17 protein-coding genes are annotated in these 14542 nt (G+C 68.2%); 5 read left to right on the top strand and 12 right to left on the bottom strand.

What is annotated here, in order from left to right; all coding sequences use genetic code 11:
- Positions 1–57: 57 nt before the first annotated feature.
- Both AC13GF_RS11755 and AC13GF_RS11760 read right to left on the bottom strand, forming a co-directional pair.
- Positions 58–1485 (bottom strand): amino acid permease, encoded by a 1428-nt coding sequence (locus tag AC13GF_RS11755; RefSeq protein ID WP_460134515.1) that lies wholly within the window; start codon positions 1483–1485, stop codon positions 58–60.
- A gap of 175 nt (positions 1486–1660) precedes the next feature.
- Complete coding sequence (locus AC13GF_RS11760) at positions 1661–2656, bottom strand: aldo/keto reductase (RefSeq protein ID WP_483004713.1); 996 nt, start codon at positions 2654–2656, stop codon at positions 1661–1663.
- 121 nt (positions 2657–2777) lie between these two features.
- On the opposite strand from AC13GF_RS11760, the gene AC13GF_RS11765 reads away from it, so the two are divergent.
- A complete protein-coding gene (locus tag AC13GF_RS11765; protein WP_483004714.1) occupies positions 2778–3680 on the top strand; it encodes a LysR family transcriptional regulator in 903 nt (300 codons plus the stop codon).
- A gap of 23 nt (positions 3681–3703) precedes the next feature.
- Here the strand turns inward: AC13GF_RS11765 and AC13GF_RS11770 are convergent, their stop codons facing one another.
- The 3 genes from AC13GF_RS11770 to AC13GF_RS11780 are packed head-to-tail and all read right to left on the bottom strand — an operon-like array spanning position 3704 to position 5751.
- Positions 3704–4138 carry a hypothetical protein gene (locus AC13GF_RS11770; protein WP_483004715.1) on the bottom strand — a complete coding sequence of 145 codons (435 nt, stop codon included), beginning with the start codon at positions 4136–4138 and terminating at the stop codon, positions 3704–3706.
- Entirely contained in the window at positions 4135–4764 is a 630-nt protein-coding gene (leuE, locus tag AC13GF_RS11775) for a leucine efflux protein LeuE (RefSeq protein ID WP_005411716.1), read from the bottom strand. Before leuE ends, AC13GF_RS11770 begins: the two co-directional genes overlap by 4 nt.
- A gap of 15 nt (positions 4765–4779) precedes the next feature.
- Positions 4780–5751, bottom strand: coding sequence for a LysR substrate-binding domain-containing protein (locus AC13GF_RS11780; protein WP_483004716.1), 972 nt, complete (start codon positions 5749–5751; stop codon positions 4780–4782).
- 91 nt (positions 5752–5842) lie between these two features.
- Here AC13GF_RS11780 and AC13GF_RS11785 point away from each other — a divergent pair, with 91 nt between their 5' ends.
- Complete coding sequence (locus AC13GF_RS11785; RefSeq protein ID WP_483004717.1) at positions 5843–6850, top strand: zinc-binding alcohol dehydrogenase family protein; 1008 nt, start codon at positions 5843–5845, stop codon at positions 6848–6850.
- Between the two features lie 66 nt (positions 6851–6916).
- Here AC13GF_RS11785 and AC13GF_RS11790 read toward each other — a convergent pair whose 3' ends face one another.
- Complete coding sequence (locus AC13GF_RS11790; protein WP_483004718.1) at positions 6917–7522, bottom strand: glutathione S-transferase family protein; 606 nt, start codon at positions 7520–7522, stop codon at positions 6917–6919.
- Between the two features lie 45 nt (positions 7523–7567).
- Between AC13GF_RS11790 and AC13GF_RS11795 the strand changes: the two genes are divergently transcribed.
- From AC13GF_RS11795 to AC13GF_RS11805, 3 genes are all read left to right on the top strand, one after another.
- Entirely contained in the window at positions 7568–9103 is a 1536-nt protein-coding gene (locus AC13GF_RS11795; RefSeq protein ID WP_483004719.1) for a DNA recombination protein RmuC, read from the top strand.
- A gap of 71 nt (positions 9104–9174) precedes the next feature.
- A complete protein-coding gene (locus AC13GF_RS11800) occupies positions 9175–9573 on the top strand; it encodes a hypothetical protein (protein WP_483004720.1) in 399 nt (132 codons plus the stop codon).
- Positions 9574–9661: 88 nt separating this feature from the next.
- Positions 9662–10207: a glutathione peroxidase gene (locus AC13GF_RS11805; RefSeq protein WP_005411710.1), complete on the top strand. Its 546-nt coding sequence runs from the start codon at positions 9662–9664 to the stop codon at positions 10205–10207.
- 85 nt (positions 10208–10292) lie between these two features.
- On the opposite strand, the gene AC13GF_RS11810 is transcribed toward AC13GF_RS11805, so the two are convergent.
- The 6 genes from AC13GF_RS11810 to AC13GF_RS11835 are packed head-to-tail and all read right to left on the bottom strand — an operon-like array spanning position 10293 to position 14389.
- Positions 10293–11306: an MlaA family lipoprotein gene (locus AC13GF_RS11810; RefSeq protein ID WP_483004721.1), complete on the bottom strand. Its 1014-nt coding sequence runs from the start codon at positions 11304–11306 to the stop codon at positions 10293–10295.
- A gap of 1 nt (position 11307) precedes the next feature.
- The gene (locus AC13GF_RS11815; protein ID WP_032128488.1) at positions 11308–11619 is read right to left on the bottom strand and encodes an STAS domain-containing protein; all 312 of its coding nucleotides are present in this window, start codon (positions 11617–11619) and stop codon (positions 11308–11310) included.
- Positions 11609–12271, bottom strand: a complete 663-nt coding sequence (locus tag AC13GF_RS11820; protein ID WP_483004722.1) for an MlaC/ttg2D family ABC transporter substrate-binding protein — start codon at positions 12269–12271, stop codon at positions 11609–11611. The genes AC13GF_RS11815 and AC13GF_RS11820 overlap by 11 nt, the downstream gene beginning before the upstream one ends.
- On the bottom strand, positions 12268–12792 hold the full coding sequence (gene mlaD / locus AC13GF_RS11825; RefSeq protein ID WP_010487482.1) for an outer membrane lipid asymmetry maintenance protein MlaD: 525 nt from the start codon (positions 12790–12792) through the stop codon (positions 12268–12270). Before mlaD ends, AC13GF_RS11820 begins: the two co-directional genes overlap by 4 nt.
- A 59-nt stretch (positions 12793–12851) precedes the next feature.
- Positions 12852–13601 carry an MlaE family lipid ABC transporter permease subunit gene (locus tag AC13GF_RS11830; RefSeq protein ID WP_005414955.1) on the bottom strand — a complete coding sequence of 250 codons (750 nt, stop codon included), beginning with the start codon at positions 13599–13601 and terminating at the stop codon, positions 12852–12854.
- Entirely contained in the window at positions 13601–14389 is a 789-nt protein-coding gene (locus AC13GF_RS11835) for an ABC transporter ATP-binding protein (RefSeq protein WP_483004723.1), read from the bottom strand. Before AC13GF_RS11835 ends, AC13GF_RS11830 begins: the two co-directional genes overlap by 1 nt.
- Positions 14390–14542: the final 153 nt, after the last annotated feature.

Raw genomic sequence — 14542 nt, forward strand, 5'->3', positions numbered from 1 at the left:
GCCCCTATCAACAGGATGCGGGTTGCCGGCCAGCGGCCGGCACTACCGGTGATCCGGTTATTTCGCGATCAGCGCGTGGCGACGGCTGTACAGGAAGTACAGCACCAGGCCGGCCAGGTTCCACAGCAGGAAGTACAGCTGGGTGCTGTGCGGCAGGCTGAGGAACAGGTAGATGCAGCCCAGCGCGGCCAGCGGGCCGACCACGAAGGCCAGCGGGGTGCGGAAGGTGCGTTCGCGGTTGGGCTCACGCAGGCGCAGCACCACCAGGCAGATGCCCACGGCGGTGAACGCGGCCAGGGTACCGGCATTGGCCAGTGCAGCGATCTCGTCCAGGCGCGCAACGCCGGCCAGCGCCGACACCACCACCGCGGTGAACAGCGTGGTCGCCACCGGCGTGCCGGTACGTGCATTGACCTTGGACAGGCTGCGCGGCAGCAGTCCATCGCGGCTCATCACGAAGAAGATGCGGCTCTGGCCGTACAGGAAGGCCAGCAGCACGGTCGGCAGCGCGATGATCGCGATCACGCCGATCACCATCGCCGCGGTCGGATGGCCCAGCTGGCGCATGATCAGGGCCAGCGGCTCGGCGCTGTGGCCGAACACCGCGTAGCTCATCGCACCGACCGCGGCCAGCGCCACCAGCACGTAGACGATGGTGCAGCCGATCATCGAACCGATGATGCCGATCGACAGGTCGCGGCCCGGGTTCTTGGTTTCCTCGGCGGCGGTGGAGATCGCATCGAAGCCATAGAACGCGAAGAAGATGATCGCCGCGGCCGCCATCACACCGTGTTCGACGCCATCGGGGCCGATCGACTTGGCGAAGCCATACGGCATGAACGGCTGCAGGTTGGCGCTGTCGAAGGCGGGCAGCGCCACGGCCACGAAGATGGCCAGCGCGATCAGCTTGAACACCACCAGGATGGCGTTGAGGGTGGCGCTTTCCTTGGTGCCGGCCATCAGCATGCCGGCCACCAGCCAGGTGATGATGATCGCCGGCAGGTTGATCATGCCGCCTTCCACGTGCGGGCCGGCCGCCAGCCACGCGGGCAGGTGCACGTTCCAGCCGAACTGGGTGTGGACCCATTCGAGGAAGCCGACGAAGTAGCCGGACCAGCCCACCGCCACCGTACTCACCACCAGCGAGTACTCCAGGATCAGGCTCCAGCCCACCACCCAGGCAAACACTTCGCCCAGCGCGCTGTAGCTGTAGGTGTAGGCACTGCCGGCGGCCGGCATCATCGTCGACAGCTCGGCGTAGGACAGCGCCGCGCAGGCACAGACCGCACCGGCGATGGCGAAGGAGATCAGCACGGCCGGGCCGGCCAGGTTGGCACCGACGCCGATCAGCGTGTAGATGCCGGTACCGACGATGGCGCCAATACCCAGCGCGATCAGGTGCGGCCAGCTGAGCGTCGGGATCAGACGCCTGCCGGCTTCGTGGACGGTGACGGAATCTAGGGACTTGCGCCGGAACAGGGACATGCAGGCCTCGGAAGGGGTGACTAAGAACGACAAGTTCCCGAGTGTGACCGAACGCAGCGCAGCATTACCACTGACGGGGGTCATGCATGGCGGGGCGCGCGCTGCGCCCCGGCCAGGCTGCCGGAATCGGCACAATCCGGCGGTAGCCACCGGTGTGCGTTCGTCCCGGCCGCTGCTACGACTCGATGTTGGCCATGCCACTGACCGAATAGCGGTCACCGGCCGCGGCATGCAGCGGGAAGGCCGCATCCAGTGCGTCCAGCGTGGCCGCATCCAGTTCCACCTGCAGCGCAGCGAGGTTCTCGTCCAGCCGTGCCCGCCGCGTCGTGCCCGGGATCGGCACGATGTGCTCGCCGCGCGACAGCACCCAGGCCAGCGCCAGCTGCGAGGCGGCGATGCCGCGCTCGGCGGCCAGCGCCTGCACGGTATCCACCAGTGCCAGGTTGCGCTGGAAGTTTTCGCCTTCGAAGCGGGGCGAGGTGCGCCGGTAATCGTCGGCGTCGAAGTCATCCGGGCTGCGGATGGCGCCGGTCAGGAAGCCACGGCCCAGCGGCGAATACGGCACGAAGCCGATGCCCAGTTCCGCCGTGGTGGCCAGCACTCCGTTCTGCTCCGGCTCGCGCGACCACAGCGAATACTCGCTCTGCACCGCAGTGATCGGGTGCACCGCATGGGCGCGGCGGAGGGTGGCCGCCGAGGCCTCGGACAGGCCCAGCCAGCGCACCTTGCCCTGTTCCACCAGGCGTGCCATCGCACCCACGGTGTCCTCGATCGGCACGGTCGGGTCGACGCGGTGCTGGTAATACAGGTCGATGTGGTCCACGCCCAGGCGGCGCAGGCTGGCCTCGCAGGCGGCCTGCACGTAGTCCGGGTGGCCGTTGACCTGCCGCCCCTTCGGATCGGTCGGGTCCAGGCCGATGCCGAACTTGCTGGCCAGGAACACCTGGTTGCGGCGGCCGGCAATCGCGCGGCCGACCAGCACCTCGTTGGTGTGCGGGCCATACACATCGGCGGTGTCGAGCAGGGTCAGGCCACGGTCCAGCGCGTGCCGGATGACGGCAATGCCGTCATCGTCACTGCCACGGCCGCCGTAGTAGGCGCTCATGCCCATGCAGCCCAGGCCGAGGGCGGACACGGTGGGGCCGGCAGGGCCGAGAGTACGGGTCTTCATGCGGATCTCCTTGGGGAAGGCGCCACCGACTGGATGGCAGCGGCGAGGGGCACAGCATCCTCCACGCCATCATGTGGATAAACTGCCGATCACCGGACTTACCTTGAAGGCTGGCTTCACAATGGATGCTTCCGTCCCCCTCACCGCTGTGGTCGCCTTCGTCCACGTGGCCGAGCATGCCAGCTTTACCCGCGCCGCCGATGCCCTGGGCGTGTCGACCTCGGCGCTGTCGCAGAGCGTGCGCATGCTGGAAGCGCGGATGGGCGTGCGCCTGCTGCAGCGGACCACACGGCGGGTCAGCCTGACCGAACACGGCGCGCGTTTCCTGCAGCGCGTGCGCGGGGGCCTGGACCAGATCGACCAGGCCTTTGCCGAACTGGACAGCGCGCGCTCGGTGCCTGCCGGGCGGTTGCGTGTGACCCTGCCGCGCATCGTCGCCGATCGCATGGTCCTGCCGCGGCTGCCCGATTTCCTTGCGCGTTACCCGCAGGTGCAGGTGGAACTGTGCATCGACCCGGCGCTGACCGATCTGGTGGCCGAGGGCTTCGACGCCGGCATCCGCCTGGGCGAATCACTCGCACAGGGCATGATCGCGGTGCCGGTCGGGCCACCCGAGCGGCAGGTGGTGGTGGCCACGCCGGCCTATTTCGAACGCCATGGCGTGCCGCAGACCCCGCATGACCTGCAGAGCCACGCCTGCATCGTGCACCGGCTGGCCAACGGCCGGCTGATGCCCTGGGAGTTCAGCCGCGAAGGCCACGACCTGGACGTGGAAGTAAGCGGGCGGCTGGTGTTCAACGATGCCGGCGTCGCCCATCGCGCCGTGTTGGCGGGGCTGGGCATGGCCCAGGGCTTCGCCTCGCTGATGGCCGACGACATCGCCGCTGGACGACTGCAGAGCGTGCTGCAGGACTGGCAGCCGCCATTCCCCGGCTTCCACCTGTACTACCCCGCGCGCGAGCAGATGGCGCCCAAGCTGCGGGTGTTCATCGACCACCTGCGCGCGGAGATGCACGACCGGTAGATGCCAACCTTGGTTGGCATGCTTCAATCGAGCACGCGCGCCGCTACGCCTCCCGGCCAATGGCAGCCATCCTCCTGCCACGCCTCGCTGTCATCGTGGAAGGTGGTGCGACGGCCATCACGGGCGCGTTCGTAGCTCAGATCCAGCACCAGCGCGCCCTGCGTGCTCAGCTGGTAGCGGCCGTTGAGACGCCCGTCGAGGCGTTCTTCCCAGACGCTGTCGAACTGGTACGGGCGGTCTTCGTCCAGCACCGTCGTTTCCTGCGACACCTGTTGCAGCTGCAGGCGGCCGCGCTGCCCGGCGTACTGCACGTCGGCGCTGCCATCGTCCAGCCAGCGCCACAGCAGGTGGATGCCGTCGTTGCGACCCCCGGTGAGGCAGCGATGGTCCTGCGCGCTGGCCGCTGCGGTGTCGGCCAGAAGACCGATGAACCCCAGCACCAGCAGCCGCCGGATCATCCGTTCAGCCCCAACCGGATGCCGAACCCCACCAGGAACAGGCCGGCCACGCGGCGCAGCGCATCGCTGATGCGCGGGTGCTGGATCAGGCGGCGACGGGCCAGGTTGCCCACGCCGATCAGCATCGAGCAGTAGGCGATGCTGACCACCAGGATGATGCCGGCCAGGGCCGCGAAGGTCGCGATGCCCTGGTGTGCCTTCGGATCGATGAACAACGGCAGGAAGGCCATGTAGAACAGGATCGCCTTCGGGTTGAGCAGGCTCACCAGGATCGCCTGCTGGAAGTAGCGGCCCGGCTGCATGCGGATCGGGCCGGCGTCACCGCCCTCATGCTTCGGCGTGCGCAGCAGGCTGATGCCTACCCACACCAGGTAGGCCGCACCCAGGTACTGCACGGCGTGGAACACCAGCGGGTTGGCCTTCAGCAGTGCGGCCACGCCGGCCAGCGCCAGCCACATCAGGATCTGATCGCCGACCAGCAGGCCGGCCAGCGCGGTGTAGCCGCCACGCACGCCGCCACGGCCGGTGGCAGTCAGCAGGGTGAAGGTGCCGGGGCCGGGCAGGGCGAGAAACACCAGCACAGCGACCAGAAACGTCCACAGGTCCTGGATGCCCATCCACGGCATGGCGGCGTTCTCTTGTTACGGGGGACCGCCATTGTCGGTCAGCGCCGGGATTGGCGACAGGGGGCCGGTTGACCCACCCGGCATGCCAGACAGCAGCGGTTGCAGGTGCTGGCGCAGCTGCGCATGCAGTTGCCGTACCGCGGGCGAGAACTGCTTGCGGTGCGGGCATACCAGCTGCAACGGAATGCTGCTGCCAACACCGTCGAGCAGCAGCTGCAGACGCCCGGCCAGCACGTCCTCGCGCAGGTCCAGCCAGGACTTGTAGGTGATGCCTTCGCCGGCCACGGCCCAGCGTCGCACCACATCGGCGTCGTCGCAGACCAGCGGACCGCGCACCGGAATCACGCTACGGCGCCCGTCGACCTCGAACGACCAGCGATCGTAGGCGCGGCCACTGAGCTGGTAGATGAGGCAGTCGTGCTCACGCAGCTCGTCCAGACGGGTGGGCGTGCCGCGCCGCCGCAGATAGCCGGGCGAGGCCGCGAGTACGCGCCGATTGCCTTCCAGCAAGGGCAGGGCGACGTAGTTGGCGTCGTCGAAGTGGCCGATGCGGATGGCCACGTCGACCGGATCGCGGAACACATCGGCCACTTCGTCGGACAGGCGCAGGTGCAGGCGCAGCCGCGGGTGCGCGGCGCGGAACGCGCTCAGCCAGGGCAGCAGCAGGTTGCGGCCAAGGTCCGAGGGCGCCGACAGCTGCAGGGTGCCGTGCAGCTCGGTGTCCTCGCCCTGCACGCGCGCCTGGCCCTCGCGCAGGGTGGCCAGCACCTCCTGCGCATACGGCAGGTACAGCGCACCTTCGCCGGTCAGGCGCAGGCTGCGGGTGGTGCGCACGAACAGGCGCAGATCCAGCTCGCGTTCCAGCCGCGCCACCGCCGCGGCGACCTGCCCCGGCAGCAGGTCAGCCTCGCGTGCTGCCTGCGAGAAGCTGCCCAGTGCGGCAGTGCGGACGAACAGCTGCAGATCGTCGAAGCGGATCATCTTCATCGCCAGAGTGAAAGTGCTGCCCGATTCTGCGCCTTTCTGCGGGAGCGCGCGCGGCGCAACCTGTCGCCTCCTTCCCCACTGGACCGCTGCCATGCGCGCCATTGCCTATACCCAAGCCGGCCTGCCGATCGATGATGCCCAGGCCCTGATCGACATCGAACTGGAGCTGCCGCAGCCCGGCCCGCGTGACCTGCGCGTGGCGGTACGCGCGGTGGCGGTGAACCCGGTCGACACCAAGGTCCGTCGCGGCGTGGCCACCGATGGCCCGCGCGTGCTGGGCTGGGACGCGGTCGGCATCGTCGACGCGGTGGGCAGCGAAGTGACCCTGTTCCAGCCCGGCGATGCGGTCTACTACGCCGGCGTGATCGACCGCCCGGGCAGCAATGCCGAATACCAGCTGGTGGATGAGCGCAGCGTCGGCCGCAAGCCGGCCAGTCTCGACGATGCGGCCGCCGCAGCGTTGCCATTGACCGCAATCACTGCCTGGGAGCTGCTGTTCGACCGCCTGCGCATCCCCGAGGGCGGCGGCGAAGGCCAGACCCTGCTGGTGATCGGTGCGGCCGGTGGTGTCGGTTCGATCCTGGTGCAGCTGGCGCGGAAGCTGACCAAGCTGACCGTGATCGGCACCGCCTCGCGTCCGGATACCCAGGACTGGGCGTACGCAATGGGCGCACACCACGTGATCGACCACAGCTTGCCGCTGGCCGAAGGCCTGGCGCGGCTGGGCATCAGCGAGGTGCAGCACGTGGCCAGCCTGACCCATTCCGACCAGCACTACACGCAGATCGTGGAACTGCTGGCGCCGCAGGGCCAGCTGGGCCTGATCGATGATCCCGGCCAGGTCGATGTGATGGCGCTCAAGCGCAAGGCGTTGTCACTGCACTGGGAATCGATGTTCACCCGGCCGCTGTACCGCACCGCCGACATGCAGCGCCAGCATGACCTGTTGAACCGGGTGGCCGAGCTGATCGACACGGGCGTGCTGCAGACCACACTGGGCGAGCACTTCGGGCGCATCGACGCGGCCAACCTGCGGCGCGCCCACGCGCTGCTGGAGAGCCAGCGCGCCAAGGGCAAGATCGTGCTGGAAGGCTGGTAAGGCAGGTGGTTCCCGCGCCCTTGGGGTCAGATCCCTTTCCCAAAGGGAAAGGGATCTGACCCCTGCTCAGGCCACGCCGTTGTCGACGTGTTCGGCGAAACCGGGCTGCTGCCGCAGGCGTTCGAACCATGCTGCGAGGTGTGGCAGCGCCGGTTTGCTGCCGGGTGTGCTGCGCCAGCGTTGGGTCGACAGCCCCAGCACGATATCTGCAAGGGTGAAGGTGCTGCCCGCCACGTAGGCATCGGTGGCGGCTAGCTGGGCTTCAAGCACACCCATCAGCCGGTTCCACTGCGCCAGGCTGGCCCCGGCGCTGGCATCGTCCGGGTAGTCCGGATGCTGGCGTACGCGCGCCATGAACACGTGCCGCCAGGCGCTGTTGAGGTCGCTGGCCTGCCAGTCCATCCACTGCTCCACCCGGGCCCGGTCCTTCGCTGCAGGTGGCAGCAGATCCTCGCGATCGGCGTGTGCGGCCAGGTAGCGGCAGATGCTGTTGGATTCCCACAGCACGAAGTCGCCATCGCGCAGCACCGGCACCTGCCGGTTGGGGTTCAGCGTGGCCAGCAGGTCCGGCGGGGGGGCCGGTTCGTGCTGCAGGGGCAGATCCAACCCCGCGCACAGCCACAGCACCTTGCGCACATTGATGGAGGTGGGCTTTCCGTACAGAGCGAGCATGGTCCTGACGCAGCAGTTGAGACTCGGCCAGCCTACACTTGCCCCATGCAAACCGAATATCTGCTCATTGGCGGCCTTCTATTGGCCGTGCTCATCCTGCAGCTGGTTGCCCTGCTGCGCCGTCCGCCGCATGACCGCCTGGAACAGGCGGTGCGTGAGGAGGCGCGCGCCGGGCGCAGCGAGCTGCGCGAACAGCTCGATGGCTTCGCCCGCGCGCTGACCGATCTGTCCACCCGCACCGACCAGCGCCTGGACCTGCTGCGCGAAGCACTGAGCGAAGATGCCCGCAAGGCGCGCGCCGAAGCGGCCGAGAGCCAGCAGCGGGGCGCGGCGTTGATGGGACAGCGGCTGCAGGAACTGCGCGGCCAGCTGGAGACCTTCGGCCAGCAGCAGGAAGCCCGCATCCATGCGTTTGGCCAGCAGCTGCAGGAGCTCACCGGGCGTACCGATACCCAGCTCGGCGCGCTGCGCCAGACCTTGGTGGACGATGCACGCAAGGGCCGCGAGGAGGGCGCGCAGTCGCAGCAGCGGCTGACCGAAAGCCTTGGCCTGCGCCTGCAGGAACTGACCCAGCGCAACGAGCAGCGCATCGCCGAGATGCGCACGACGCTGGAAGAACAGCTGCGCGCGCTGCAGAGCGACAATGCGCAGAAGCTGGAACAGATGCGCGTGACGGTGGATGAAAAGCTGCAGTCCACCCTGGAAACACGCCTGGGCCAGTCCTTCAAGTTGGTCTCGGAGCGTCTGGAACAGGTGCAGCGTGGCCTCGGCGAGATGCAGCAGCTGGCCACCGGCGTGGGCGACCTCAAGCGCGTGCTGACCAACGTCAAGACGCGCGGCAGCTGGGGTGAAGTACAGCTGGAGAACATCCTCGAGCAGACCCTGATCCAGGAGCAGTACGCGCGCGGGGTGAAGGTACGCCCGGATAGTGGCGAGATGGTCGATATCGCAGTGCGCCTGCCGGGCCGCAGCAGCGATGACACGCCGGTGTGGCTGCCGATCGACTCCAAGTTCCCACGCGAAGACTACGAGCGCCTGCTGGACGCGCAGGAACAGGGCGACGCCGAACTGGTACGCGTGCAGGGTGCGCAGCTGGAACGAGCGGTGAAGGTGCAGGCCAAGTCGATCTGCGAGAAGTACATCGTGCCACCGCACACCACCGACTTCGCGGTGATGTTCCTGCCCACCGAGGGCCTGTATGCCGAGGTGATCCGGCGGCCGGGCCTGGTCGACCTGCTGCAGCGCGACCACCGCGTGGTGGTTGCCGGGCCGACCACGATCACCGCACTGCTCAACAGCCTGCAGATGGGTTTCCGCACGCTGGCCATCGAGAAGCGGTCCAGCGAGGTGTGGAGCCTGCTGGGTGCGGTGAAGACCGAGTTCGGCAAGTTTGGCGATGTGCTGGACAACGTGAAGGCCAAGCTGGACCAGGCCAGCAAGCAGATCGACCAGACCGGGGTGCGCACCCGCGCGATCGCCCGCAAGCTGAGGGACGTCGAGTCGCTGCCGGTTGAGCAGAGCCGCCAGTTGCTGCCGGACGCGCTGCCGGCAGAGGAAGGCAGCGACGGCGACGAGGCCTGAGCCACGCTGACACGCCGCCTGCATCGCCGATGCGTATGCTGGCGGCCTGTCCGCTTCGATCAGGTATCGTCATGCGCCTGCGCCGCTTCACCAGCCTTGTCCTGACCGCGCTGCTTGCCGCCTGCAGCAGCGCACCACCGGCTGCCGATACGGCGGCGGCGCCCGCCGCAGCGACCAGCCCCGAAGCGGCCGAGGCGTACCGCGAAGCGCGCGACGTCGACTGCCAGGCCGCCGGCGGCACCCTGCAACGGCTCGGCCGGCTGCAGCGCGAGCAGTGCGTGATTCCCCATGCCGACGCCGGCAAGGCCTGCAGCCGCAAGAGCGACTGCACCGGCCAGTGCCTGGCCACGGGCGACGTGGCCGCCGGCAGTGCCGCCACCGGTACCTGCCAGCGCGACGTGCGCCAGAACTTCGGTTGCCGCCAGCGCATTGATGACGGCAAGGCACAGGGCACGATCTGCGTGGATTGATCGTCGTGCCGGCCAGCGGCCGGCACTACCAACAGCGCGCGTGGCGCTATGCTGGTGGGCCATTCCCCGTTGTTGCCGGAGCCCCCGCGTGAGCACCTCGATCCAGGACATTTCCCTCACCACCATCGACGGCCAGCCGTCTTCGCTTGCCGACTACCAGGGCAAGGTGCTGCTGCTGGTCAACGTCGCCTCCAAGTGCGGTCTGACCCCGCAGTACGAAGGCCTGCAGGCGCTGTATGCGGAAAAGCACGCGCAGGGCCTGGAAGTGCTGGGCTTCCCCGCCAACAACTTCCTCGGCCAAGAGCCGGGCAGCGAGGCGGAGATCCAGCAGTTCTGCCAGCTCACCTACGACGTCAGCTTCCCGATGTTCTCCAAGATCAGTGTGGCCGGTGACGACACCCACCCGCTGTACCAGCAGCTGACCGCGGCCCAGCCGCAGTCGATCGGCGAAGGCCCGCTGCGTGAGCGCCTGGCCAGCAAGGAGATCCCGATCCACGCAGCACCGGCGGTGCTGTGGAACTTCGAGAAGTTCCTGGTTGGCCGCGACGGCAAGGTCATCGCGCGCTTTGCCCCGGACGTGGCTGCCGATGACGCGCGCCTGCGCGAGGCCATCGAGGCCGCGCTGGCCGCCTGAGGAAAGCGTGCCAACCGAGGTTGGCACCTGCCGGAAAAGAAAAACCCCGCCGAGGCGGGGTTTTTTCATGCACGGGCTGCAGCGATCAGTTGCTCCAGCTCGGCATCGGCATGGCATCCACCGGGATCGGCGAATTGGCATCGTCGTGGCCACGGTCGCGCTTGCTGCGCAGATCGTTCTCGATCTGGTAGTTGCGGCGCTGCATCCATGCATCGCGTACCAGCGAGTATTCGTCCACGGCGGTGTCACGCAGGTCGTCGATCGCCAGCAGCTGCGCACGGGTATCGACCAGCTGCAGGCCCTGCAGGCCGATGCGGATCTTGTCCTCTTCGATGCGGCGGATCGGCGACAGCGGAATGTCACCGGCCAGGCCGAACACATCGCGCACGGTACGCGGGCCGAAGAACGGCAGTTCCACGTAGCGCGAACGCCGCCAGCCCCAGGCACCGAGGGTCTGGCCGAAGTCTTCATTGCGACGCGGCACCATCGCCTTGCTGGCCGGATCGAACAGGCCGCCGATCCCCAGCGTGCTGTTCATCAGGAAGCGGCCGAGGCTGTCCCACGCATCGGCACCGCGGCCCTGCAGCAGCTGGTTGGTGATGGTCACCGGTGCGCGCAGGTTACTGAAGAAGTTGCTGACGCCGGTACGCGCGAAGCGCGGCACCACGTGGGTGTAGGCCGTGGCCAGCGGGCGCGCGATGCCGCGGTCAACCGCGTTGTTGAAGGTGTGCACCTTGCGGTTGAACGGTTCCCACGGATCGTAGGCCGCCGCGCTGCCGGTGTTGCCTGCGCCGCCATAGAGGGCATCGAAGTCGTCATCACCACCGGGTGCGGTCGCCGCTGCGGCCCTGGCCGCATCGGTGTCGGCGCTGCGGGCTGGTGCGGATGGCGGCGTGGCCGGTGCAGGTGCGGCAACCACGGCTGCTGCCGGCGCGGCGTCGACCGTTCCGGTACCGGCAGTGGGGGTGGAGGCCTCGGCGATGGTGCTGGCCGGGACCACGGTGCTGGCTGCCGGTGCATCGCTGCGTGCGGGCTTGCCGGCGCAGGCGGTCAGGGCGGTGGCCAGGACGATCAGGGGGAAAGTGCGTACGACGTTCATGTCAGCTCGCAGCAGAAGTAGCGTTGAAATCCAGGTCGGGCGACAGCCGGTAGGCCGCGCTCAGCTCGTTGTAGCCGGCCGGCGCGCCGGAGACTGCCAGCGGGTGACCGCTCTTGCGCGCGCGTGCGGCCAGCTCGGCCAGCAGCGCCAGGCCGGCGCTGTCCACGCGTTCGACCTCACCCAGCTCCAGCCGTGACAGCTTCGCCGGCAGGGCCTGCAGCTGCGGCCACAGCGCGATCACCGCGGCACGGTCGAGCACCCCGCGCAGGCGCAGGGTGTCGCCTTCCAGCAGCGCCAGTGCGTTACTTGCCATTGCCCGCGGGCCCGGCCTGCATGCTGCCGCTGTGCAGCTCGGTGGCCACCTGCTTGATGCCCTTCTGGCGCAGCGGGGTGTCGAACTGGTTGCGGAAGGTCTGCACGTAGGAAATGCCTTCGATGTTGACGTCGAAGATCTTCCACTGGCCGTTCACGTTGCGCATCCAGTACTCGACCGGAGTCGGCTCGTTGCCTGCGCGCACCAGTTCGGTGCTCACGCGCACGCCACGATTGCCCGGCAGCGGGCTTTCACCCTTCAGGCGGAAGCTCGGCTTGCCCTGGATGTTGAGCAGGGTCGAGCCGTAGCGCTGCATCAGGCTGTCGGCCATCGCATCGGCAAACAGCTTGATGTCGGCGTCGGAGGCGCCGCGGGCGTGCGGGCCCAGCACCAGGCGCGCGGCGTAGTCGCGGTCGAAGGTGCGGGTCAGCTCGCTGTCGATGTAGCTGCGCAGGCTGGCCGGGTTGCTGGTGAACTCGCTCTTGCGCTGCTGCAGCGTGGACAGGATGCGGCTGCTGGCATCGATCACCACCTTGCCGGCCTGGCCCTGCGTTGCGGTAGCAGCAGGTGCGGCGGCCTGGGCCTGGGCCAGGAACGGGGTGGCCGCCAGCAGCGCCGAGGCGAGCAGGGCCGGGATCAGTTTCATCTTCATGGTTGCGGTTCCGTTGCAGGCGCCTGCGCGCCATCGTTGGGCTTCTGAGCAGCACCGCCACCGGCGCCGCCACTGAACATGTACTTGCCGACCAGCTGGATCAGGTCCACCGCCGGCTGGGTGAAGACGATCTCGTCGCCGGCCTTGAGCACGTCCGGATCACCGCCCGGCTGCAGACCGATATAGCTCTCGCCGAGCAAACCACTGGTGAAGATGCCGGCCGAGGTATCCGCCGGCAGGTCCTTGACCTTGCTGTCCATGCGCAGGGTCACGATCGATTCGAACTTCACCGGGTCCAGGTCGATCGAAGCGACCTGGCCGACGGTGACGCCGCCGATCTTCACCGGCGCCTGCTTGCGCAGCTGGCCGACCTGGGAGAAGCGCGCCTTCAGGTCATAGCCTTCGCTGCCCCAGCTCCAGCGCTGGTTGGTCGAGGCCACTGCCAGCACCATCAGCGAGGCCAGGGCCAGCAGCAGGAAGGCGCCGACGGAAAATTCGAGTCTGGGACCGCGGATGGCCATGTGGATTACCTGATCGAGTCGTTGTGGCCGCGCGCGCCTGCGCACCGCCGGTGGAGGGGTTAGGTGAACAACATTGCCGACAGCACGAAGTTGAACATCAGCACCAGCAGCGAAGCGTTGACCACCGCACGGGTGGTCGCCACCGAAGTGCCTTCAATGGTCGGCTCGGCATGGAAACCAACATAGGCGGCGACCAGCGCGGCAGTGCCGCCGAAGATCGCCGACTTCAGCATCGCCACGCCGAAGTCGTCCCAGAAGTCCACGCTGTTGCGCAGCGCCGACCAGAACACGCCGTTGTCCAGGCCCAGCACGTGTACGGCTTCGAAGTAGCTGGCGCTGATCGCCAGCGAACAGAAGATGCCGGTCAGCAGCGGCACGGTCAGCACCGCCGCCCAGAAGCGTGGCGCCACCGCCTTGGCCACCGGGTCGATCGCCATCAGCTCCAGCGCCTTGATCTGGTCGGTGGCACGCATCAGGCCCAGTTCGGCGGCGATCGAGCTGCCGGCGCGACCGATGAACAGCAGCGCGGTCAGCACCGGTGCCAGCTCGCGGTACAGCGACAGGCCGAGCAGGGTCGACAGCGCGTCGGCCGCGCCGAAGGTGGTCAGCGTGCGGTAGCCCTGCAGGGTCAGCACCAGGCCGACAAAGGCACCGCCGACGGCAATGATCGGCAGCGAGCGCGCGCCGATCTTGTAGATCTCGCGGGTCAGCTCGGCCAGGAAATCACGCGTGGGCAGCGAACCGCGCAGCACGGTCAGCGAGAACAGGCCGGCGCGGCCAAGCGAGCGGGTGGCTTGGACGAACGGCATCAGGCAACCCTCGCGCGTGGCGCGGCATCGAACGGGATGGGGCCATCGGGCTGGCCGTGCAGGAACTGCCGCAGCAGCGGGTCCTGGCTGGACTGCAGTGCCTCGGGCGTGCCCTGGAACACGATGCCGCCATTGGCGATCGCGATCACCTGGTCGCAGATCGGCAGGGTCTCGTGCACGTGGTGGCTGACGATGATGCTGGTCAGGCCCAGGCTGTGGTTGAGGCGCTGGATCAGGCTCATGATCACCCCCGAGGCGATCGGGTCCAGCCCGGTCAGCGGCTCGTCGTAGATCATCAGCGGCGGGTCCAGCGCCAGTGCACGGGCCAGCGCCACGCGGCGCGCCATGCCACCGGACAGCTCGCGCGGCCAGGCATCGGCGGCGGCCAGCAGGCCCACCGCATGCAGCTTCATCTGCACCAGCCGGCGCAGCACGGTGGTCGGCAGGCGGGTGTGCGTGCGCAGCGGCAGGGCGACGTTCTCAGCCACGGTGAGGTCGGTCAGCAGGCCGTTGCCCTGCAGCAGCACGCCCACGCTCTTGCGCATTTCCAGCAGCGCGCCGCTGTCATGCGGAATCGGCTTGCCGAACAGGGTGACCTCGCCGGCGACCGGGCGCAGTTCGCCGGTCAGCGCCGCCAGCAGGGTCGACTTGCCGCTGCCGGACGGACCCAGCACCGCAGTGATGCTGCCCTTGGGCACCTGCAGCGACACGTCGCGCAGGATCGTGCGTCCGCTCCGGTCGATGCGGACGTTGGATAACTGCACCAGACTGGAGGCGGAAGCCGACATGGGCACCATTAACGTTTTTTAGACATCGAAGGATCGGGCCCGTCGGCTGAACATAAGCAGACTGGACGGTCCAGTATTGTGGCACGGCAGGACCCTTGCCAGGCCGGGACAATCGGCCGGCATCCCGGAACAATCCGTACCGGCGACGGGCTG

This window comes from Stenotrophomonas sp. 22LJNL06-5-1, from assembly GCF_056861455.1.